The organism is Deltaproteobacteria bacterium, assembly GCA_029210625.1.
GTDB lineage: Bacteria > Myxococcota > Myxococcia > SLRQ01 > SLRQ01 > JARGFU01.
In genome coordinates, this window is sequence record JARGFU010000014.1 from 59,006 (window position 1) to 78,856 (window position 19,851).

16 protein-coding genes are annotated in these 19,851 nt (G+C 70.6%); 6 read left to right on the forward strand and 10 right to left on the reverse strand.

Annotated elements, in window-relative coordinates; translation table 11 throughout:
- Positions 1-48: 48 nt before the first annotated feature.
- The 3 genes from P1V51_14465 to P1V51_14475 all read right to left on the reverse strand — a co-directional run bounded on the left by P1V51_14465 (position 49) and on the right by P1V51_14475 (position 4,696).
- Positions 49-1,461 carry a PEGA domain-containing protein gene (locus tag P1V51_14465; GenBank protein ID MDF1564249.1) on the reverse strand — a complete coding sequence of 471 codons (1,413 nt, stop codon included), beginning with the start codon at positions 1,459-1,461 and terminating at the stop codon, positions 49-51.
- Between the two features lie 131 nt (positions 1,462-1,592).
- Positions 1,593-3,635 carry a serine/threonine protein kinase gene (locus P1V51_14470; protein ID MDF1564250.1) on the reverse strand — a complete coding sequence of 681 codons (2,043 nt, stop codon included), beginning with the start codon at positions 3,633-3,635 and terminating at the stop codon, positions 1,593-1,595.
- Positions 3,636-3,691: 56 nt separating this feature from the next.
- Positions 3,692-4,696 carry a radical SAM protein gene (locus tag P1V51_14475; protein MDF1564251.1) on the reverse strand — a complete coding sequence of 335 codons (1,005 nt, stop codon included), beginning with the start codon at positions 4,694-4,696 and terminating at the stop codon, positions 3,692-3,694.
- 266 nt (positions 4,697-4,962) lie between these two features.
- Here P1V51_14475 and P1V51_14480 point away from each other — a divergent pair, with 266 nt between their 5' ends.
- Both P1V51_14480 and P1V51_14485 read left to right on the forward strand, forming a co-directional pair.
- Complete coding sequence (locus P1V51_14480; GenBank protein MDF1564252.1) at positions 4,963-5,451, forward strand: hypothetical protein; 489 nt, start codon at positions 4,963-4,965, stop codon at positions 5,449-5,451.
- A 42-nt stretch (positions 5,452-5,493) separates the two neighbouring features.
- Positions 5,494-6,393, forward strand: a complete 900-nt coding sequence (locus P1V51_14485) for a radical SAM protein (protein ID MDF1564253.1) — start codon at positions 5,494-5,496, stop codon at positions 6,391-6,393.
- A gap of 113 nt (positions 6,394-6,506) precedes the next feature.
- Here P1V51_14485 and hxsA4 read toward each other — a convergent pair whose 3' ends face one another.
- From hxsA4 to P1V51_14515, 6 genes are all read right to left on the reverse strand, one after another.
- The gene (gene hxsA4, locus P1V51_14490; GenBank protein MDF1564254.1) at positions 6,507-6,869 is read right to left on the reverse strand and encodes a His-Xaa-Ser repeat protein HxsA4; all 363 of its coding nucleotides are present in this window, start codon (positions 6,867-6,869) and stop codon (positions 6,507-6,509) included.
- A gap of 129 nt (positions 6,870-6,998) precedes the next feature.
- Positions 6,999-7,229, reverse strand: coding sequence for an HxsD-like protein (locus P1V51_14495; GenBank protein ID MDF1564255.1), 231 nt, complete (start codon positions 7,227-7,229; stop codon positions 6,999-7,001).
- Positions 7,226-7,729: a hypothetical protein gene (locus P1V51_14500; GenBank protein ID MDF1564256.1), complete on the reverse strand. Its 504-nt coding sequence runs from the start codon at positions 7,727-7,729 to the stop codon at positions 7,226-7,228. Before P1V51_14500 ends, P1V51_14495 begins: the two co-directional genes overlap by 4 nt.
- Positions 7,730-7,851: 122 nt before the next feature.
- Complete coding sequence (locus P1V51_14505; GenBank protein ID MDF1564257.1) at positions 7,852-10,032, reverse strand: HAMP domain-containing methyl-accepting chemotaxis protein; 2,181 nt, start codon at positions 10,030-10,032, stop codon at positions 7,852-7,854.
- A 25-nt stretch (positions 10,033-10,057) separates the two neighbouring features.
- The gene (locus tag P1V51_14510) at positions 10,058-11,005 is read right to left on the reverse strand and encodes an ABC transporter substrate-binding protein (GenBank protein MDF1564258.1); all 948 of its coding nucleotides are present in this window, start codon (positions 11,003-11,005) and stop codon (positions 10,058-10,060) included.
- Between the two features lie 216 nt (positions 11,006-11,221).
- Entirely contained in the window at positions 11,222-13,957 is a 2,736-nt protein-coding gene (locus tag P1V51_14515) for a PBP1A family penicillin-binding protein (GenBank protein MDF1564259.1), read from the reverse strand.
- Positions 13,958-14,237: 280 nt separating this feature from the next.
- On the opposite strand from P1V51_14515, the gene P1V51_14520 reads away from it, so the two are divergent.
- The 4 genes from P1V51_14520 (at position 14,238) to P1V51_14535 (ending at position 18,711) form a co-directional block, all read left to right on the forward strand.
- Complete coding sequence (locus tag P1V51_14520) at positions 14,238-14,621, forward strand: hypothetical protein (protein ID MDF1564260.1); 384 nt, start codon at positions 14,238-14,240, stop codon at positions 14,619-14,621.
- Positions 14,622-14,752: 131 nt separating this feature from the next.
- Positions 14,753-16,093: a hypothetical protein gene (locus tag P1V51_14525; GenBank protein ID MDF1564261.1), complete on the forward strand. Its 1,341-nt coding sequence runs from the start codon at positions 14,753-14,755 to the stop codon at positions 16,091-16,093.
- A 9-nt stretch (positions 16,094-16,102) separates the two neighbouring features.
- Positions 16,103-17,164, forward strand: a complete 1,062-nt coding sequence (locus P1V51_14530; GenBank protein MDF1564262.1) for a metal ABC transporter substrate-binding protein — start codon at positions 16,103-16,105, stop codon at positions 17,162-17,164.
- A complete protein-coding gene (locus P1V51_14535) occupies positions 17,161-18,711 on the forward strand; it encodes a metal ABC transporter permease (GenBank protein MDF1564263.1) in 1,551 nt (516 codons plus the stop codon). Before P1V51_14530 ends, P1V51_14535 begins: the two co-directional genes overlap by 4 nt.
- Positions 18,712-18,840: 129 nt before the next feature.
- On the opposite strand, the gene P1V51_14540 is transcribed toward P1V51_14535, so the two are convergent.
- Positions 18,841-19,842 (reverse strand): RluA family pseudouridine synthase, encoded by a 1,002-nt coding sequence (locus P1V51_14540; GenBank protein ID MDF1564264.1) that lies wholly within the window; start codon positions 19,840-19,842, stop codon positions 18,841-18,843.
- Positions 19,843-19,851 lie beyond the last annotated feature (9 nt).

Sequence of the window (19,851 nt, forward strand, 5' to 3'; positions counted from 1 at the left end):
AGCACGCTCCGAGGAAGAGCGGAAGCAAGAGCAGACTCGCACGGCGCATCAGAAGGTCCCTCGCAAGACGACCACGCCCCCGCCCGGGATCGGCGCGGCGGACATGGAGAAGGCGTCTCTCTCGGCTGGCTCGCCCCCTCCCGAGGAGCCGCCACCCATGTCTCTAAGGAAGAGCCAGGTCGCGACCCCGACCCCCGCGGCGCCAACCACGTAGAAGATGTCGGCGGCCAGGGCCTGGCTCCGGGCCTGCTTCATGGCAGCCTCGTAGCCCGCGGTGTCGATCTGGGGGGTGTCGTGGGCCAGCTTCTCCTTGGACTTGGCCGAGAGCCCGAAGGCGATCCCGCCGACGATGCCGGCGGCGCCCGCCACGCCCGGATAGACCCCGACCGGGATCTTGGAGATGAAGCCCTTGTCGTCCTTCATCGTCTTGATCGGCTCACCCTTCGGCCCGCGCGGCCGGTTGGTGGCGTGCAGCTTGTCGAGGAGGGCCTCGATGCTGCGCCCGGCGCCCGGGGCGGTCGGCTTGAGGGCCGAGTCCTCGTGGGCGAAGTAGTGGCCGTCGGCGCCGAAGCGCGCGAGGGAGACCTTGGGCGGACCGGAGTCGGAGGGCTGCAGCACGATGATGGTCGCCTGCTCGGCGCCCGCCCACTGGGCCAGGGCCCCACCGGCGTCGGGGAACCCGCCGGCCCGGAAGGCGCCCCGGATGCGCTCGAGCTTACCGAGGAGCTCCTTGCCCTTCGGGGCCTCCTTGAGCTTGTAGCGGGCGATCTGCCCCGCCGCCGCCAGCTGCTTCTCCTGGGCGAAGGCGTAGCCGGTGGCGAACACCGAGACGATGTGGTTGCCCGGAGAGAGCTTCGGCACCTCGAGGGGCGTGACGCCCGCGTAGCGGCCATCGACGAAGACCCGCGCCGGCACCGGCGCCACCTGGACCTCGAGGGCCGTGGGCGGGGCCATCTCGGCGCTGCGGCGGGCGTCCTCGACGTGGCTCTCGATGTCCGGGGTCAGGCGGCTGGAGTCGAAGGCGTAGTCCGGCCGGAGCGTGTGCAGATCGATCAGCTGGTTGCGCGCCTCCGGCACCCTCCCCGCGTAGAAGAGCGCGAGCGCCCGCGCGGCGTAGGCGTCGAGGAGACCGTCGAGGTAGACGGTCAGATCCGCCTGCTCGAAGAGCTCGATCGCGGCTGCGAGGCGTCCGAGGGAGGCCTCGTAGTCCATCGCATCGTAGGCGTCGAGGCCGGCCTTGTACTCGGCCAGGGCCTTCTCGCCCTTCTCCTTCCGCAGGGCCACCTGATCACCGCGGGCGAACGCAGCGGCGTCGATGTAGACCAGGCGCTGGCTCCCCTCGGCCCAGGCGGCCACGTAGGCCTCGAGTGCGGCGGCTTCCCCTTGCAGGGAGCGATCGAGCGCAACGATGCCGAAGGTCTCTTTCGGCTGAGCCTCCGCTCTCGCCGACAGTCCAACCACCCCCAGCACCAAGATCGTCGTAAGTGCCCTCATGACCGGGCCACAATAGCAGAAAGCCGGGCGGCGCAAACCTTCGAACTCCGGGCGCTTTCACGCGCCGGGTGGATACCGGCCGCCCTGACCCCCCGAGATCAGAACTTGATGATCTTCGGAGGGTTGGCGCCCTCCTTGATCGTCACCGCCTCGAAGCGCTCCAGCCCGCTCGGGGGGTTCACGACCTTGATGTTGTGCTTTCCGACCGAGAGCTCGATGTTGCGGGCGGGGCTGCGGCCATGGTCCGTGCCGTCCACGTAGACCCGGCACCAGGGGATGCAGTTCACGCTGAGCAGGCCGGTGGCGCCGGAGGCGGCTGGCTTGGTGACGGTCTCCTTGGGCGGCCTCGGCCGCTTGGGGCGCTTCGGCCGCTTCGGGGGATCGTTCTCGGCCACCACCACCGGATCGGGCTCGGGCGGCGGCGGGGGGTCCTCGACCACCGGATCGGGCTCGGGGGGCGGCGGCGGGGGATCCTCGACCACCGGATCGGGCTCGGGCGGCGGGGGCGGCGGCTCGGCGACCACCGGATCGGGGTCGGGGGTGGGATCGGGGGCCGCGATCGGATCGGTGGGGGTGGGATCCGGTGCCTTCACGGGCTCGGGATCGGCCGGCTTCACCGGGTCCGAGGGTCGCACCAGGGGCTGGGGATCACGGGAATCGTCCGGCGTCGGGTCCCCGGAGAGCGCGAAGTAGCCGCCGACCCCGGCGAGGATCGCCACCGCTGCCCCGATGCCGATGATCTTCCCCATGGGGGAGGAGCTCGCCACCGGCTCGTCGTCGTCGTCGCCGAAGAACGCATCCTCGACGATCGGCTCCACGTCCTCGTCGAGGGCCGAGGGACGGATCTCGGAGATGTCCTTGATCCGGGTCGCCCCCTCGTCGGCGACCGGCGCCGGAGGGACGATCTCCGAGATGTCCTTGATGCGGGTCGCCCCCTCGTCGGCGGCCGCGGGCACCGCGGGGATCTCGGAGACCGAGGAGGGCGCGATCCGGGTGGACATGTCCTCCATCCCGGGATCGGCCGCGGGCGGAGGCGCCGCCTGCGGGGCGGGCGGCGGCGGGGCGGGCGCGGGGACCTCGGCCGCCGGGCCGGCCGCGGCGACCGCCGCAGGGGCGGGCGCGGGCGCGGGCGCAGGCGCCGAGGGCACGGGCGCCCCGGGGTTGCTGGCGAACTCGGCGGCCGCCTTCTTCGGGAAGGCGAGCTTCTCCTTGATGTGTTCCTCACCGAAGAGGTGGTTGAGGAACTGCTTGAGCTGGACGTGCGAGGGCGCGTAGGTCCGCTGCGCCAGGAAGTCGTCGATCGCCTCCCGCATCGCCTGGGCCGAGGGGAAGCGGGCGTCGACGTCGCGCTCGAGCGCGCGCAGGATGATCGCCTCGAGCTCCTCGGGGAGGCTCGGCTGCAGCTGCCGCGGAGGCTTGATCTCCTCCTCGGTGACGGCGAGGAGCATCGCGAGCTGGTTGTCGCGCTGGAAGACCCGCACGCCGGTGACCATCTCGTAGAGCAGCGCCCCGAGGGCGAAGACGTCGGAGCGGGCGTCCACCAGCTTTCCCCGGGCCTGCTCCGGGGACATGTACATGAACTTGCCCTTCACCATGCCCGCCTCGGTCTTCACGATCTTGCCGGCGGCCTTGGCGATGCCGAAATCGAGCACCTTCACCGAGCCCTGGTAGGTGACCAGGATGTTCGAGGGAGAGATGTCCCGGTGGACGATCCCCAGGGGCTCTCCGGTCTCACCGGTGAGGGTGTGGGCGTAGTGCAGGCCCTCGCAGGAGAGCGACGCGATCACCGCAGCGATCTGGGGCGGCATGACGCGGCGCTTCTTCCGCAGCAGGCGGAGGATGGAGGAGAGGTCCTCTCCCCCCAGGTACTCCATCGCCAGGAAGTAGGTCCCCTGCTCCTCACCGAAGTCGAAGACCTGCACGACGTTCGGATGAGAGAGCTGCGCCGCGAGGCGCGCCTCGTCCAGGAACATGTGGATGAACTCGTCGTCCTGGGCCAGGTGACCTAGCACCCGCTTCACCACGACGGTCTTCCCGAAGCCAGCGGGTCCTTCCTGCCTGGCAAGGAAGATCTCCGCCATTCCCCCCTGGGCGAGGGGGGTCAGCAGCTTGTATCGCCCTACGGTGTCCGGACCTTCCATTGCACCCGCCAGTCTACAGATCGCACGGAAGGCGGGTCAAAGATCCCGGGTCAACTTCAGTGCAGGTCGCTCGCCGGAGGCACCGGGACGAACTCGCCCCAGCCATGGCGGGCAGCGTAGGATTCGTACACGCCCTGGCAGGTGGGCTCGTAGCGGCAGCCCCCGCAGGGCTCACCCTTGACCCGCCCCTGGGCGTCGATCCGGCCGGCCTCCAGGATCCGGAAGCGGCCGTCGGCCGAGGTCTTCCCGACGCTCCGGGCCAGGGGCGAGGGGGAGCCGTCCTCGACCTCGAAGGAGGTGTACTCGGCCAGCTTCCGGACGTGGTGCGGCTCGAACTCGACGGTGATGCAGGGGGGCAGATTGGCCAGCTCGAGCTCCGTGCCCGGCGCGAGCCCCTCGGCCAGGATCGCCCGGATCTGCCCCTGGAGCTGCTCGTAGGAGGGAAAGAGCTCGTCCATCGCCAGCAGCACCCGCCCCCGCGCGGCCAGGCCGTCGAGGCGGACGGCGGAGACCCCCATCCCGGCCAGGAGGCCATAGAGCTCGCCCAGGCGATCGACGTTGGGGCGGACCACCACGGTGCTGGTGCAGATCCGGGTCTCGTCGTCGGCGCCGGCCAGCAGCGCCCGGAGCCCCGCCACGGTCTGGTCGAAGGCCCCCTCCCGGCCGACCAGGCGATCGTGCAGCTCGGCGTCGGGGCCATGGAGCCCCACCAGGAAGGCGTTGAAGCCGGCGTCCAGGAGGTCCCGGGCGTAGCCCGGCGACCCCAGCCGCCGGCCGTTGGTCATCAGCCCGATCCGCCCGTAGCCGAGCTCGCGGGCCTGCTGCCCCAGGGCGGGCAGCTCCTCGAGGAGCGTGGGCTCGCCGGAGGTGAAGTAGACCTCGGGCGTCCCCTGATGGGCCTCGAGGAGCTCCCGGGTGCGGGACTCGGTCATGGCGGCGTTGACCACGAAGCGGAGCTCCCGATCGTCCTCCACGCAGAAGACGCAGTCGTTGTTGCACAGGGGGCCCACGTGGAGGTGGATCCGCTCCGGGCGGGAGTTCTGGGGGGGGAGATCCTTCATGGCCTCGGAGCCCATTGTAGACCGCCCGATCCGGGGAGCCAGCCGGAGGGGGCCGCCGGCCTCCTGTCCGAGAAGAGGAGGATCTGCCTTGAAAGTCGCGGGACCGGCGGGTTAGGATTGGGGCCCAGGGTGAGCTCCCTTCACCCGACCAAGTGGGAGGCAGCAACATGTCCAGGTACGACCGTCGATCCGTCCTGAAGCTGATTGGCCTTGGTGCCGTCGCCGCCGGTACCGGCGTCGCCGCGAAGTCCGCAGTGGCCAGCACCGTGACCCAATCTTCGAACCTGGATCTCGGGCTCGCGTCGGTTCCGACCGCGGCGCCGACCGCGGTCGCCGCCCAGGCGCCCGAGGCCGTGGCCGTGGACGAGAGCTCGCCCTGGTGGCTGATCGCCCCCTACGGCGTGAACAGCAAGGTGGCCCTCTCCGAGATCCGTCACCTCCAGCACTCCCAGAGCGGCGCGGTCTTCGCGTTCCTCGTGGCCAGTAACGGCAAGCCCTACCGGATCGACATCTGCCGTCACGACGCCTCGATCGACGCCCCGGCGCCGATCGCTCGGACCGCCGGCTACGACCTCTTCATCGCCAACGAGGGCGAGGGTCAGGCCCCGACCGATCGGGAGCAGGGCCTCGCCGTCCTCGCGCTCGCCGACGCCATCCGCTCGGCCGAGCTCGGCGGGAAGCGCCTCTCGCTCCTGACGATGCGCGAGCGCTGGACCCGCTTCAGCAAGGTCGAGCTGGGGCCCTCCCTGGCCTAGGCCCGAAGCGCGGCCATCGGATCCTTGACCGGAGGTGGGGCGATGCCGAGGTGGTTCGCCCTCCTCCTCGGGTATCGGTGCAACAACCGCTGCCTGTTCTGTGGGCAGGCGGAGGTGCGAGAAGCCGACGCCCAGCCGGTAGCGGAGCCTGCGCTCCGCGCCGCCCTCGAGGCTGCCCGTGCTTCGGGATCGCCCGGCGTCTGGCTGGTCGGCGGTGAGCCGACCCTGAGGGAGGATCTCCCCCAGCTGATCGGTCTCGCCCGGGAGGTGGGCTTCTCGCGGGTCGGCCTGCAGACCAACGGAAGACGCCTGGCCTACGGCGGCTACCGGCAGGATCTCCTGGCGGCCGGCCTGACCGATCTCGAGGTCTCCCTCCAGGGCAGCTCCGCCGACTGCCATGATCACCTCACCCGGGTGCCCGGCGCCTTCGAGCAGACCCTCCGGGGCCTGCGGGGCCTGAGCGGGAGCGGGCTGCGGCTCGGCCTGGCCACGCTCCTCGACCGCTCCAACTTCCGCCACCTGGGAGAGCTGCTCCGGCTCGCCCTCCGGCTCGAGGCTCAGCACCTGCGCTGGTCCTTCCCGCAGGACCGGGGTGAGGTCCGCCAGGATCCCCGCCGCGTCGGGCCCCGCCTCACCCTCCTGGCTCCCCGGCTGCGAGCAGTTGCCGACCAGCTCGCCGCCGCGGGCGGCGGCGCGCCCCGCCCGAGCCTCGCCGGGGTGCCGGACTGTCACCACCCCGAGGGCTTCCGGAGAGGTCCGGCCGACCTCTCGGAGGGCCTGCGCACCTTCGGGGAGGCCTGCGCGGCCTGCCCCTCCCGGGAGAGCTGTCCGGGCCTCGCCGCAGGCTACGCCCGGCACCACGGCACCGCGGAGCTGACTCCCCCGGCGACGGCCCGGGAGATCCTGCCGGACGACGAGGCCCCGGGCCTCTACCTCGCCTGATCCCGGCGACGGAACGAGGACGGCCGCTCCCTACGGGACGGCCGTGTTCGCCGGCGCGATGGCGCCGGACGCTTCACGCCCCTCCAGCCGGATGGCCGGGGGCGAGAAGGGGGCTACCAGGAGCCGTGCGAGCCGTGGCTGCCGTGCGAGCCGTGGCTGCCGTGCGAGCCATGGCTGCCGTGCGAGCCGTGGCTGCCGTGCGAACCGTGGCTGCCGTGCGAGCCGTGGCTGCCGTGCGAGCCGTGGCTGCCGTGCGAGCCGTGCGAGCCGTGGCTGCCGTGCGAGCCGTGGCTGCCGTGCGAACCGTGGCTGCCGTGCGAACCGTGTGAGCCGTGGGAGACGTGCTGGGCGAGCAGGCGGCCGTCGCCCTCGTCGCTCTCGATGCCAGCCGAGCGCCCGGCCTGATCGACAGCCTCACTCTCGACCTTGGAGAGCATTCCCCGTGCACGCTTCTTGAAAGTCGGAATCTTGGCCATGGCTTCCCCTCGGTGAAAAAAGCTGTTCGGATTCTAGCAGATGCCCCCGAGCCCTGTCCTGCGGAAAAACGACTGGGCTGGATCCGGGAGCGAAACTCCAGCCAAAGGATTTCAGGCACTTAGGCCCAATCAGTCAGGGTGCCCTGCCCTCTTCTCCTCGACGGTGAGGGCCAGGACGTAGTTGGCGAACTCGGCAGTGATCGCCTCGACGTCGTCTTCCTCGTCGATGGCGTCGATCTCGAGCCGGTAATAGGGCTCGACCTCGGAGAGGACGATCCGGGCCGCCTCGCCGAAGAGCTTGATCGCCTCGTCGGTCGCCGCGCGGGAGTAGAGGCCCTGGTGCAGCTGGAGGACGCTCACTTCTCGCCCTCGGCCGGGGCCTCCGGCGGACTCGCCGGCTCGCCTTCCTTCGGAGCGTCGCCGGACTTGCCGTACTTCTCCTCCCAGGAGAGGGCGATCCCCAGCGGATCGTCGAAGGCGTCGTCCGAGAAGTCCATCTCGTCGAAGTCGTCGAGGAAGTCACCGCCGACCGCGCCGGAGAGCGCCGAGGCCGCGACGGCCTCGATGATCGGCCGGTTGTGCTCGGCGATCCGCCGTCGCCAGGCCTGCGCCAGCAGCTCGTTGGCGAAGTCGCCGGCGATCTGCTCCGGCACGCCCGACCCGTTCCGGGGGCGGAAGGTCACCTGCACCCGGTTCTCGGCGGGCAGGTCGAGGTAGACGAAGCTACGATCGATGAAGGTGTAGGCGGCTCCGTAGATGTCGTCGAGGTCGTAGAGCTCGAGGGGGAAGGTCGCCTTGACCACACCCTCGCTCTCGCTCACCTCGATCTGCTCCCCGGCCGCGTTCTTCGAGTCACTCATCCCTGTCCTTTCGATGGCGAGGCCGCTCCTTCGCCTCGCGGGCACCGTATATTGGTGCACTCGCTGCGATCGATCAACCGGCGAATGCTCCCGGGCGAGAGGGGGCCCTCCGGGGCCCCTCATCAGGTCCGGAAGCGCTGGACCTCGGTGCGGAGCACCTCGGACTGCTCGGAGAGGGTGTCGATGGTCAGCTCCAGGTCCTTCACCGCCGTCCCCTGCCGATCGGTGGCCTCCTTGATGTTGTCCACCGCCAGCATGACCTGCTCGGCCCCCTTGGTCTGCTCCTTCTGGGCCGCGTTGAGGCGCTGCACCATGTCGGAGATCGACTCGATGGCCTGGGTGATCTGCTTGCTGCCCCGCGCCTGCTCCTGAGAGCTGCGCTCGACGTGCTTGGTGATGATCTTCATCCGCTCGGCCGAGCGCATGATCTGCTCGGAGCCCCGCGCCTGCTCGGCGGTCGCCCGGGCGATCTCCTGGACGGTCTCGGCGATGCGGCTGATGGCGCCGGTGACCTGCTTGCTGCCCCGGCTCTGCTCGACGGTGGCCCGGGCGATGGCCTTCACCATCTGGGTGGACTTGCTCGCCGAGTCGAGGATCTGGCGCAGGGCGAGATCGGCCTCGCCGGCGAGGCGGACGCCCTCGTCGACCCGCTTCACGCCGCGCTCCATGGCGGAGATGGCGTTGTGGGACTCGTCCTGGACCGAGGAGATCAGGTCGGCGATCTCCTTGGTGGAGGAGCCGGTCCGCTCGGCGAGGTCCTTGATCTCCTCGGCGACGACCGCGAAGCCCTTGCCGTGCTCGCCCGCCTGGGCCGCGATGATCGCGGCGTTGAGGGCGAGGAGGTTGGTCTGGTCGGCGACCTCGTCGATCACCTCGAGGATGCTGCCGATCTTGGCGATCTTGTCGCCGAGGGCCTCGATGACGTCGGCCGCCACCCGGGAGGACTCCCGGATGTTGTCGATGCCCTCGATGGTGGCCCCGAGGGCCTCGCCCGCGCCCCGGGCGTCGGAGCTGACCTGCTCCGAGAGCCGGGCGGTCTCGTTGGCGTTCATCTCGACCTGGGAGATGGAGACGTCCATCTCGTTCATGGCCGAGGAGGTCTCCTCGGCGGTGGCCGAGAGGTCCTCGACGTTCCGGGCGACCTCCTTGATGGAGTAGGTCATCTGCTCGATGGCGGTGGTCGTCTCCTCCACGCTGGCCGCCAGGCTGCCGATGTTGGAGGTCACCTCGTCGTTGGTCGCCGCCATCTCCAGGATGCTCGAGGAGGACTCCTCGGCGCTCTGGGCGAGGGTCTCGACGTTCTCGCCGATGCCCTTGAGGCTCACCAGCATCTGGGACATCGAGGAGGAGGTCTGGTCCACGCTGGCCGCGGTGGAGGCCGAGCCCTGGGCGACCACCTGGCTGGTGCGGGAGACCCGCTCGGCCACGGTGCCCAGCGAGTCGGTCACGCCCTGCACCCGGCCGAGGACCCCGTGGAGGTTCTCGGCGATGCCGTTGAGGGCATCCGAGAGCTCCCCCAGCTCGTCGTCGGCCATCCGCTCCGTGCGGCCGGTGAGGTCGAACTCCGACATCCGGGTCGCCGCCCGCTTCATCACACCGATCGGCGCCATGATGAAGACGCGGGAGATCGCGAAGGCCGCCAGCAGATAGACGACGATGCCCGCGACCAGCAGTCCGAACATCAGCTTGCCGACCTTGGTGAGGCTGTCCTCCAGGCCGGAGCGAGACATCCCGAGCACCACGAAGCCGAGGCTCTCCTCGACCACGTCGCCGCCCGCCTTGGGCTCGGCGAGCTCGTCGATGAAGGAGTCGCCGAGGAGGAAGTCCTCCCCGGTGTTGTCGACGCCGTCGGCGGGGGCCGCGGCCAGCGAGTGGCTCTTCACCTCGACCCCGTAGTGCATGAAGTGATCGTCTTCGAAGTGCAGGCGCTGGAGGTTGCTGCGGCGGGCCACCAGGACGCTGGTGGCGTGGTCGCGCCACTCGTCCCGGAAGCGGGAGGCGAGCACCTTCTCGCCCTTCGGCCCGAGGAGGGCCACGTAGGCCACGTCGGGGTCCTCGAGGGTCTCGGTGACGATCGCGGCGGCCTCGTCCCGGTCCGCCTGCAGCAGCGCCAGCTCGGAGCGGTTCGCCAGCATCGCGAGGGTCGAGCGGGCGCGGCGGTCGAGCGAGTCGGTCAACGCGCTGGAGATCACCGTCCCGAGGGCCAGCCCCGTGGTGACGAAGAGGAGCACGAGGAGGCCGGAGAACCAGAGGATCAGGTTCGCCCGGAGCCCTCGACGACGGAATGAACTGGTGAGACTCATCGACTTCCTCCCGGCGAGAAGCGCGCTACTCGACGACGTTCATGCCCGGGACCGATGCGGGATCGATCTTCAGCCCGAGGCGCTCGGCGCTCCGCCGATTGACGAGGATGGTGCTGGGAGGATCCTGGACGGGGATGTCCGAGGGGTTCTCTCCCTTGAGGATGGACCGGACGAGGCGGCCGGTCGATTCACCCACGGCCCGATAGTCGGGCGCGACACCCGCGAGGGCGCCGGCCTTGACGAAGGCCGCGGAGAAGACGAGGAGGGGCTTCCGCTCGCGAAGGCTCACGAGCAGCATGTGCTTGAAGGTCTGGGCGGTGACCACGGTGGCGTCCGGCACGAGCCAGACCGCGTCGACCTGGGAGATCAGCTCCTCGAAGGCGGCGGGGACCTCGGCCGTCCCGCCGACCTTCACCGCGTTGAGCTCGAGCTTCAGCTCCCGGGCGGCGCCTTCGGCGTCGGTGATGAGCTTCCGTGAGCGCTTCTCGTCGTAGATGACCCCGACCTTCTGGAGCTTGGGGATCACCTGCTGGTAGCGGCGGAACTGCTCGGAGGGGGGGATCTCGAGGCGCACCCCGGTCGTGTTCGAGTCGTTGAGGCCCCGCTTGGCGGGCGTGAGGACCATGGAGAAGACCAGGGGCTTCCCCGGGAACTGCTTGCGCAGCGCCGCGGCGGCCTTCGAGCCGATCCCGACGAGGCAGCCCGGATCCTGCTTCTCGATCTTCGCGATGACGTCGGCCGAGAGGTCACCGTTCTCGAGCAGATCGTAGACCGGCGGCTTGGGGCTGAGGCTCCCGAGGAGGCCCTCCAGGGCGACCTCGTACGCAGCGATGTCGGGGCTGCGCACCACCACCGCGCCATCTGCCCTCGCCCCGAGCGGGAGCGCCGCGGAGGCCAGCCCGAGGATCACCGCAGCGAGCGCCGTCCGCCGGGGAAGCGACACAGGAGGGTGGTGGGTGCGGTTTCTTCGCATGCGCCTGTTGGGCTCGGCTCATCCGCACCGGTCGGGTGATTTCAGGGCCATGCTCCCGGAAACCGACCGCTCCCTGCACTCGTGAGCCGAGAGGATGATAGAGGAGCCCCCGTAGGGGGTCAATAAACTGCCGTGATAACAGCATCTTGCGGGATGCCATCTTGGACGGCGGGCTCTCCTACATCTTCAACCGGGATCGCTCGTCCCCGGAGGGGATCAGAGATCGGAGCCGCCGGCCATGGCTTCCTGGAAGCCGCCGTCCTCGGTCGTCAGCTCACCCTGCACCTCGGTGGGCTCGGAGCCCCGCAGGTAGGCCATCTCGATCTTCGGGCGCACGCCGGAGGGATCGGCGAGCTTGCCGGTCTCGAGGTCGACGTCGCGCAGCACGATGTCCCCGACCAGGCTGGCCGGCACCGGGACGAAGTCCGGCTCCTCGCGCCCGGCGAGGGCGCGCTTCATGTACGAGAGCCAGATCGGCAGCGCGGCGCGGCCGCCGTTCTCGTAGCGCCCCATCGGGTGATCGTAGCGGTCGTAGCCGATCCAGACCCCGGTCACGAGGTTGTGGGTGAAGCCCATGAACCAGGCGTCGAAGGAGTCGTTGGTGGTGCCGGTCTTGCCCGCTGCGGGCTGCCCGAGCGCGCGGGCGGCCACCGCCGTGCCGTGCTTGACCACCTGGTTCATCAGGTAGGTGGTCAGGTAGGCGATCGGGGGCGGGATCACCTGCTCCGGCTGCTCGTAGAGGCGCGCGTGGCCGGCCGCGATCCGATCGGTGAGGCTGGCGTAGGGATCGAAGTAGACGGTGCGATCCTCGAGGAGGTTGCCGTCGCGGTCCACCACCCGCCGCACGAAGGTCGGCGTCATCCGCTTACCGTAGCGGTTGAAGAGCGCGTAGACGTTGGTGAGCTCCCAGAGGGTGACACAGGAGCTCCCCAGGGCGATGGAGAGGTCCTCGTTGATCTTGGTGGAGATCCCCAGCTGATGGGCCCAGGCGATGGCGTTCTTCACGCCCACCGCGTCGAGGGTCTTGATGGCCGGCACGTTCATCGAGTGGACCAGCGCGTTGCGCAGGGTGACCTCACCCTTGAAGTCCATGCCGTAGTTCTGGGGCTTCCAGCGCAGCTGGTTGTCGGGATCGTCCTCGACGATGGGGGCGTCGATGATGATCGTCGAGGGGGTCCACTCCAGCTGGTGGAGGGCGGCGCTGTAGACGATGGGCTTGAAGGCGCTGCCCGGCTGGCGGCAGGCCTGGAAGGCCCGGTTGTACTCCGAGAGCTCGAAGTCGAGGCCGCCGATCATGGCCACGACGTAGGAGGAGTCCGGATCCATCGAGATCAGCGCGCCCTGGAGCTCGGGCTCCTGCTCGAGGGTGAAGAGGAGATCGGCGTCCTTGGGGATCCGGGTGCGGTAGGAGGCGTCCTCGTCCCAGGGGTAGCCGGTGCGCTTGACCCGCTTGACCAGGATGGCGTCCCCGGGGTCGAGGGCCTTGCGGGCGTCGGAGATCAGAGCGCTGGGGTAGTAGAGCTCGGCGCTCGCCTTGTGGGCCCAGCGCATCCCCGCCAGGGGCAGGAGGCCCTCGTGGCGCCCGACCTTCACGGTCACCTCGTCGCTGGTGACCTTGGTGACCAGCCCCACGTAGTTCTCGCCGTACTCGAGGCTCTTACCCTGGAGGACCTTCTCGTCGTAGGTCTCGGCGAAGCGGCCCCAGTCCTTGCGCGGGATCTCGGCCAGGGGGCCGGTGTAGCCCTGCCGCTTGTCCACCTCGGAGAGCCCCTGGATCATCGAATCCTGGGCGTAGCGCTGCTTCTCGAGGTCGACCGAGGTGTAGACCTTCAGGCCGTCGCGCAGGAGGCGCTCGTTCGAGTAGCGGTCGACGATGTAGCGGCGGACGTGCTCGGTATAGAAGGGCGTGGTCTCCCGGAAGACGTCCTCGATGGGATAGGCGACGACCTCCTCGGCGACGGCCTCGTCGCGCTCCGCCTCGGTGATCATGCCCTCGGCGGCCATCCGGGCCAGCACGTGGGCCCGCCGCTCCTTCGCCCGCTTGGGGTTCACGTAGGGCGAGTAGCGGGAGGGCGCCTGGGGCAGCCCGGCCAGGAGGGCCATCTCCCCGAGGGTGAGGTCCTCGACGTTCTTGCGGAAGTAGTTCTCGGAGGCCGACTGCACGCCGTAGCTGTGGTGCCCGAGGTAGACGTGGTTCAGGTAGATGCCGAGGATCTCTTCCTTCGTGAAGATCGACTCGAGACGCATCGCCAGGATCATCTCGATGACCTTCCGGCGGATCGTCCGGGCGGAGGCGGCCTCGAAGCCCCACTCCGAGACCAGGATGGCCTTGGCGGTCTGCTGGGTGAGGGTCGAGCCGCCGCGCAGCTTGCCTCCGTGGAGGAGCTTCTCGATCACGGCCTTGGCCATGCCCATCGGATCGATGCCGATGTGCGCGAAGAAGCGGGAGTCCTCGACCGCCAGGAAGGCCTGCACCTGCCGCTTGGGGATCCGGCGGTAGGGCACCACGCGGCGCCGCTCCTGGTAGAACTCGCCGACCAGCTGATCGTCCCCGGAGAAGACGTCGGTGACCATGGGCGGCCGGTAGTCCGCCAGGCCCGAGAAGGTCGGGATGGCCGGATCCTGGCCGTAGTACCAGAAGATCCCCAGCACGCCGCCGAGGCCGGCCAGCCCGAGGAGCACCACCGGCAGCAGCACGTAGAAGGCCAGCTTCTGCTTCCAGGTCTTCTTCTTGCGGGGCGTCTCGAGGATCAGCCCGTCACCGACCTGCTCCTCGTCCACCTCGGCGTCCGCCTCGGCCTCGGCCAGGGCCTCGTCCTCCTCGACCAGCTCTGGCACCGGCAAGGGGGCGGCCGCCGGCTCCGGCGCGGCCGCCGCCGGCTTGGGCTCCGGCTTCGAGGCCTCCGCCGGCGCCGCCATCCAATCCGGCGGGGGCGGCGGCGCCTTGCTCACCGGGGGTGTTCCTGGCGCCACGGAGGGCTCCGGCCCGGTCGAGCCGGATCCGGCCTCGTCCGGCGACCCCGCCTTGCTCGGTCTGTCTTCGCCGTTTGCCATGCTTCGAGTGGTTGAAACCGCTTCCCGGGCCGTCTCTTCCCGTACGCCGACCGTGCGGGAGAGGCCCCCAAGAGAGAGTCATCTTGTAGGTCATCGACACCGGGGCGACAAGCCGCCCTTGACACCCCGGGTCGTGGAACCCAGGATCCTCGACGGTTCCATGCTATCGCGCCAGGAAATGACCTCCACCGGGGGAAGGTTCGTCGGGCTCGCGGCTGCGCTGCTGGTCTCCCTGGCACCGCTGCAGACGGCCGAGCACCACTTGGAGGTCACCCACACCTGGTGTGACACCCACGGTCACCTCATCGAGCTGGAGACCCGGCCCACCGGGGCCTCCCCGGCGCGCCCCCTCCCCTATTCGAGTCTCCGCGACCTCGCGGGCGAGCAGGACGAGGTCGGCTGCACCTCCCTCTCCCACGAACGACGGTCCACCCTGGGGTTCGTCCGGGCCGCCGCCGAGCGGCCCCCCGTGGTCCGCTCCACCGGAGCGCCTCCCGCGCCGCTGCCGGCGCTGCTCCTCCTGGACCACGCCCCGAAGCGGGGCCCCCCCTCCCGGGTCTGAAGCGAAGGCGGGCGCCAGCCCTCTGGCGCCCTCCCACCTTCTCTCGGCCTGATCGGCCCCTGCGCCTCTCCCGGGGCAGGGCCGGCAGGCCGCCCCGGGCCGAAGGCCCGGGATACGCCGGGAGTTCCAGGTTGCATCCCTCCACTTATCGTCGTTCCCTCCCCCTGCTGGCCGCCGCCAGCCTCCTCCTCACCCCTCCCCGGGCCAGCCTCGGCCAGGAGGCTCCGGACGAGACCGGGGCCGAGGCCTCGGCGGCGGTCGAGCCCTCCGCCGAGGCAGCGCCCCCGGACGAGAGCGAGACCGCCGCCCTGCGAGAGCGGATCACCGCCCTCGAGGATCGCCTCGAGCTGATGGAGGCCCTCGCCGAGGACGCCCAGGCGCCCCCGCCGACGGCCCTGCCCACCTTCCTCAACGCCCTCAACCCGCGGATCACGATCTTCGGCAACGCGGTGGCCCGGGCGGACACCCGGGAGGTCCACGCCGAGGGGCACGGCCACGGGGAGGAGCCCGCCGCCGGGGAGGAGCCCCTCCGCATCGACAACACCTTCTACCTGCGTGAGACCGAGATCGACTTCCGGGCCGCGGTCGATCCCTTCGTGGACGGGCTGATCACCCTCGCCATCGAGGGCCTGCCCGACGGCAGCTTCGAGCTGCACGTGGAGGAGGCCATCGTCACCCTGCGGCGCCTCCCCCTGCCGATCTTGAGTGATCCCCCCGGCGGGCTGGTGCTGCGCGCGGGCAAGATGCGGGCGGAGTTCGGCAAGCTCAACCTGATGCACACCCACGACCTGCCGCAGACCACCCGCCCCCTGGTGCACCGTACGCTGGTCGGGGAGGAGGGCGCCCTGGGCAGCGGCGTCTCGGGCAGCTTCTTCCTCCCCCTCGATCGCCTGGACGAGGCCTCGACCCTCCAGGCCACGATCCAGCTCCTGGGGCCGCAGCTCGCCGGCAGCGAGAACGGCACCCACCTCCTCGGCTCGCTGACCTGGTCCCGCGACCTGGGGGCCTCCCATCGCCTCGAGCTCGGCGGGATCGTGCACCACGGCTTCTCGCCTCGCTTCCCGGAGCTCGCCGACGACCTCACCTTCGGCGGCGAGCTGATCTACCTGTGGCGCCCGGCCGGCAAGTCCCTCCACCGCGGCCTGATCGTCGGCGGCCAGTACCTCCAGAGCGAGCGCCCCGACGAGGAGGTCGCCACCGCCCGCGGCTTCTACGGCTTCGTCCAGGGGCAGCTCTCCCGCGAGCTCTTCGCCGGGCTGCGCTACGACCAGAGCGAGGCCCACCACGAGGAGGGCTGGACCCGGGGCCTGATGCCCTACGTCTCCTGGTACCCCTCCGAGTTCTTCCGGCTGCGCCTGGGCTACGAGCAGACCTTCTTCGGCCACGGTGAGCCCGAGCTCGGCACCCTCTGGTTCGAGCTCAACGTCGTCTTCGGCTCTCACCCTCCCCACCCCTACTGGGTGAACCGCTAGGAGCCCGCCATGCGAAGCACCCTCCCCTTCCTCCTCTCCCTCACCTTCGCCCTCCTCCCCGCCGTCGGCCACGCGGCGGACGAGGACGGGAAGCCCCAGATCCTCGCGACCCTCCCCACGGTGGGCGCCCTCCTTCGGGAGGTCGGCGGGGACGCCATCGAGGTGAGCGTCCTCGCCCGCGGCGACGAGGATCCCCACTTCGTCCAGGCCACCCCGCGGCTGATGCGGCAGGCGCGCGACGCCGACGCCCTCTTCGAGGTGGGGATGCGCCTCGAGCTCTGGGTCGACAACGTCACCGGCGGCGCGGGCAACCCCAGGCTGCAGCGCGGCATGCCAGGCCGGGTGGTCCTCTCCGATGGGGTGCCGCCCCTCGAGGTGCCGACCCGGATCGACGCCGCCCAGGGCGACATCCACCCCCAGGGCAACCCGCACATCTGGCTCGATCCGGTGCGGGCCAAGCTGATGGCGCGCAACGCGGCCGCCGGCCTGCAGAAGCTCTTCCCGGAGCAGGCCGCGCTCTTCGCGGCGAACCTCGCCGACTTCGAGGGGAGGCTCGATCGCGCCTTCTACGGCGAGGCGCTGCTGAAGACCGTCGGCGCCCGCAAGCTCGACCGGGCGGTGCTCTCCGGGCGGCTGCACGACCTCCTCGATCGCGAGTTCAAGGGGAAGCCCCTGCGGGCCCTCGCGGGCGGCTGGCTGAAGCAGGCCGAGCCCCTGGCGGGCCGCGACCTCGTCGAGTTCCACAAGGTCTGGGCCTACTTCGCCTCGGCCTTCGGCTTCACGCTGGTGGGCACCGTCGAGGCCTACCCGGGCATCCGGCCGGGGCCGGGCCACCTCGAGAAGGTGGTGGCCCTGATGAAGGCGAAGTCGGTGCCGCTGATCCTGGTGGACAACTTCTACCTCGAGGATCTGCCCCGCCACGTGGCGGGCAAGGCGGGCGCGGGCTTCGTGATGCTCCCGGATCAGGTCGGCGGCGAGAAGGACCTGGAGACCTACTTCCAGCTCATCGACCGGATCCTCTCCCACATCCTCGGCGCCCTCGAGGCCGGGAAGGCGGCGAACACACCATGAGCGGGCTCTGGGGCCTGCTGGCGGTGATGCCCGCCGCGCTGGCGATGTGCTTCGTCCTGACCGGCGTGCACGGCTACCTCGGTCTGCACGTCCTGCGGCGGAAGGTGATCTTCGTCGATCTCGCCCTGGCTCAGATCGCCGCCCTGGGCGGCCTCACGGCGATGGCCCTGGGCTTCGATCCCGAGCACGGCGACGGCGGCGAGGCCCACCTCCACCTCTTCGTGCTGCTGGGCTGGGACGTGCCGGCCCCCCCGGACGAGGTGATGGTCTACGCCCTCTCCCTCGCCTTCGCGCTGGGCGGGGCGGCGATCTTCGCCTTCACCCGGATGCGCGACGAGCGGGTCCCCCAGGAGGCCTTCATCGGCGTGACCTTCGCCACCGCCATCGCCGTGGCGCTGCTGATGCTCACCCGGGTGGGCGGCGGCGCCGAGCAGATCCGCAACATGCTGGCCCGGGACGCCCTCCTCTTCGCGACCTGGGGAGACGTGGCCAAGACCGGCCTGCTCTACGGCGCCATCGCGGCCTTCCACGGCGTCTACTGGCGCCGCTTCTTCGCCATCTCCGACGATCCGGAGAAGGCCCGCGCCGACGGCCTGAACCTGCGGCTCTGGGACTTCCTCTTCTACGCCTCCTTCGCCCTGGTCATCACCGAGTCCGTCCAGATCGCCGGGGTGCTCCTGGTCTTCTCCTACCTGGTCGTCCCCGGCGCGGTCGGCGTCCTCTTCGCCGAGCGGATCGGCTGGCAGGTGGTCCTGGCCTGGGCCTCGGGCCTGGGCATCAGCGCCCTGGGGCTCCTGCTCTGCGCCTGGGACAACCTCGAGCCCCCGGGCAGCTCGCCCGGCCCCTGGATCGTCGCCGGCCTCGCCGGCCTGCTCCTCCTGGTCGGCGTCGTCCGGGCCTACCGTGGCACCGCGAAGCGCGGCCGCTTCCTCGCCCGCGGCGCGGTGGTGCTGGTCCTGGTCCTCCTCGGCGCGGGCTTCCTGAACCTGCTCTCGAAGGCCGAGGTGCATGACCACGCCCACGGGCAGGCCCACGCGCCGGGTGAGCAGGGCGAGCTGGAGGATCCGATCCTCGAGGCCCTCGCGGGTGGCCCGGCCGAGCAGCTGCGCGCCCTCGAGGCCATCGAGGCCGATCCGAAGGAAGGTCATGCCGCCGCCATCGCCCGGCTCCTGCAGACCGATCCTCCCCCGCAGGTCACCGAGCCGGCCCTGGAGCTCCTGGCCGCCATGGCCGATCCCGCCACCGCCGACGCCCTCGTCCACACCAGCGAACGCGAGCTGGATCCCGGCCTGAAGGTGACGACCGCCCGCGCCCTGGGGAAGCTGAAGGACCGGCGCGCGATCCCGATCCTGCTCTCGGCCCTCGAGGCCGGGCTGGCCCCCTTCGACGCGATGGACGCCGGGGATCTCCTCGGAGAGCTGACCGGCAGGACCATCGACGCCGAGTGCTCCGAGTGTCTCGGAAAGCTGAGGGAGTGGTGGGAGAGTGAGGGGGAGACGGTCGAGTGGGATGAGGAGGCGGGTGCGTTCCGCGCTCCTTCACCCTGAGGCCCCACCCCTGCAGGTAGCCGTACACGTACACGTACACGGCCTTTCCCGAGGTCCCCGGTCTCCACCCCAGGCACAGAGGGGAACCCGTGGACGTGGACGTGGACGTGTACGTGGACGACGCGGGCTTCAGTCGATCACGGCCGGATCGAAGGCGATCCCCAACGCCTCCAACACCCCCACAAAATCCTCCGGCAAGGGCGCCCGCAGATCCAGCTCCTCCCCGCTGATCGGATGCGCCAGCACCAGCCGGTGGGCGTGGAGCAGCTGCCGCTTCACGCCCAGCTTCACCTTCGCCTCCCGGTTGAAGGGGAAGTCGCCGTGCCGGCGGTCGCCGACGATGGGGTGAGCGATGGCGGCCAGGTGGCGCCGCAGCTGGTGGGTCCTCCCCGTGCGAGGCTCGAGCAGGAGCAGGGTGTAGTCGCCCGCGGCGCCGAGGCGCCGCCACTCGGTGAGGGCGCGCTGGTAGTTCGTCCCCCGCGCGTCCTTCGAGCGCTTGGTCTGCTCGTGCTCCGCCAGGGGCAGATCGATCTTCCCGCGGTCCTGCGGCATCCGCCCCTTCACCAGCGCGAGGTAGGCCTTCTTCACCGTGCGCTCGGTGAAGGCCTCGGTGAGGGCGACCATGGCCTTGCGGGTGCGGGCCACGAGGACCAGCCCGCTGGTCTCTCGATCGAGGCGGTGGGCGGGCGAGGGCCGGAAGCCCACGCCCCCCTCCTCCTCCGGCGCCATGGGCCCGGCCTCGTCGGCGCCCTCGGCCTCGAAGTAGGCGCGCACCTGATCGACGAGGGTCGAGCCGGTGATGCCGGTGCCCGGGTGGATGGCCAGGCCCGCGGGCTTGGTGACCACCAGCAGATCGGGATCGGTGTGGAGGACCTCGAAGTCGCGGCGGGAGGTGGCCGCGCTGCCCCCCTCGGGCTCCGTCTGGAGGCGCTCGGGATCGCCCCGCACCACCAGCCGGTCACCCTCCTTCAGGCGGTCGGGCCCCTGGGCCCGCCGATCGTTGAGCCGGACCTTCCGCTTGCGCAGGAGCTTGTGGAGGTGCGAGAGGGGCACGGTCGGGAGCTCGCGGCGCAGGAACTTGTCGACGCGCAGGCCCTCGTCGTCGGAGCGGATGGTCCAGGAGATGGGCATTCAGGACCG

Excerpts from the sequence above, each read along its gene's own strand:
- P1V51_14520 (MDF1564260.1), top strand. The coding sequence starts at position 14,238 with ATGACCTCCACCGGGGGAAGGTTCGTCGGGCTCGCGGCTGCGCTGCTG.
- P1V51_14485 (MDF1564253.1), top strand. The coding sequence starts at position 5,494 with ATGCCGAGGTGGTTCGCCCTCCTCCTCGGGTATCGGTGCAACAACCGC.
- P1V51_14540 (MDF1564264.1), bottom strand. The coding sequence starts at position 19,842 with ATGCCCATCTCCTGGACCATCCGCTCCGACGACGAGGGCCTGCGCGTC.
- P1V51_14530 (MDF1564262.1), top strand. The coding sequence starts at position 16,103 with ATGCGAAGCACCCTCCCCTTCCTCCTCTCCCTCACCTTCGCCCTCCTC.
- P1V51_14475 (MDF1564251.1), bottom strand. The coding sequence starts at position 4,696 with ATGAAGGATCTCCCCCCCCAGAACTCCCGCCCGGAGCGGATCCACCTC.
- P1V51_14505 (MDF1564257.1), bottom strand. The coding sequence starts at position 10,032 with ATGAGTCTCACCAGTTCATTCCGTCGTCGAGGGCTCCGGGCGAACCTG.
- P1V51_14470 (MDF1564250.1), bottom strand. The coding sequence starts at position 3,635 with ATGGAAGGTCCGGACACCGTAGGGCGATACAAGCTGCTGACCCCCCTC.
- hxsA4 (MDF1564254.1), bottom strand. The coding sequence starts at position 6,869 with ATGGCCAAGATTCCGACTTTCAAGAAGCGTGCACGGGGAATGCTCTCC.
- P1V51_14500 (MDF1564256.1), bottom strand. The coding sequence starts at position 7,729 with ATGAGTGACTCGAAGAACGCGGCCGGGGAGCAGATCGAGGTGAGCGAG.
- P1V51_14510 (MDF1564258.1), bottom strand. The coding sequence starts at position 11,005 with ATGCGAAGAAACCGCACCCACCACCCTCCTGTGTCGCTTCCCCGGCGG.
- P1V51_14535 (MDF1564263.1), top strand. The coding sequence starts at position 17,161 with ATGAGCGGGCTCTGGGGCCTGCTGGCGGTGATGCCCGCCGCGCTGGCG.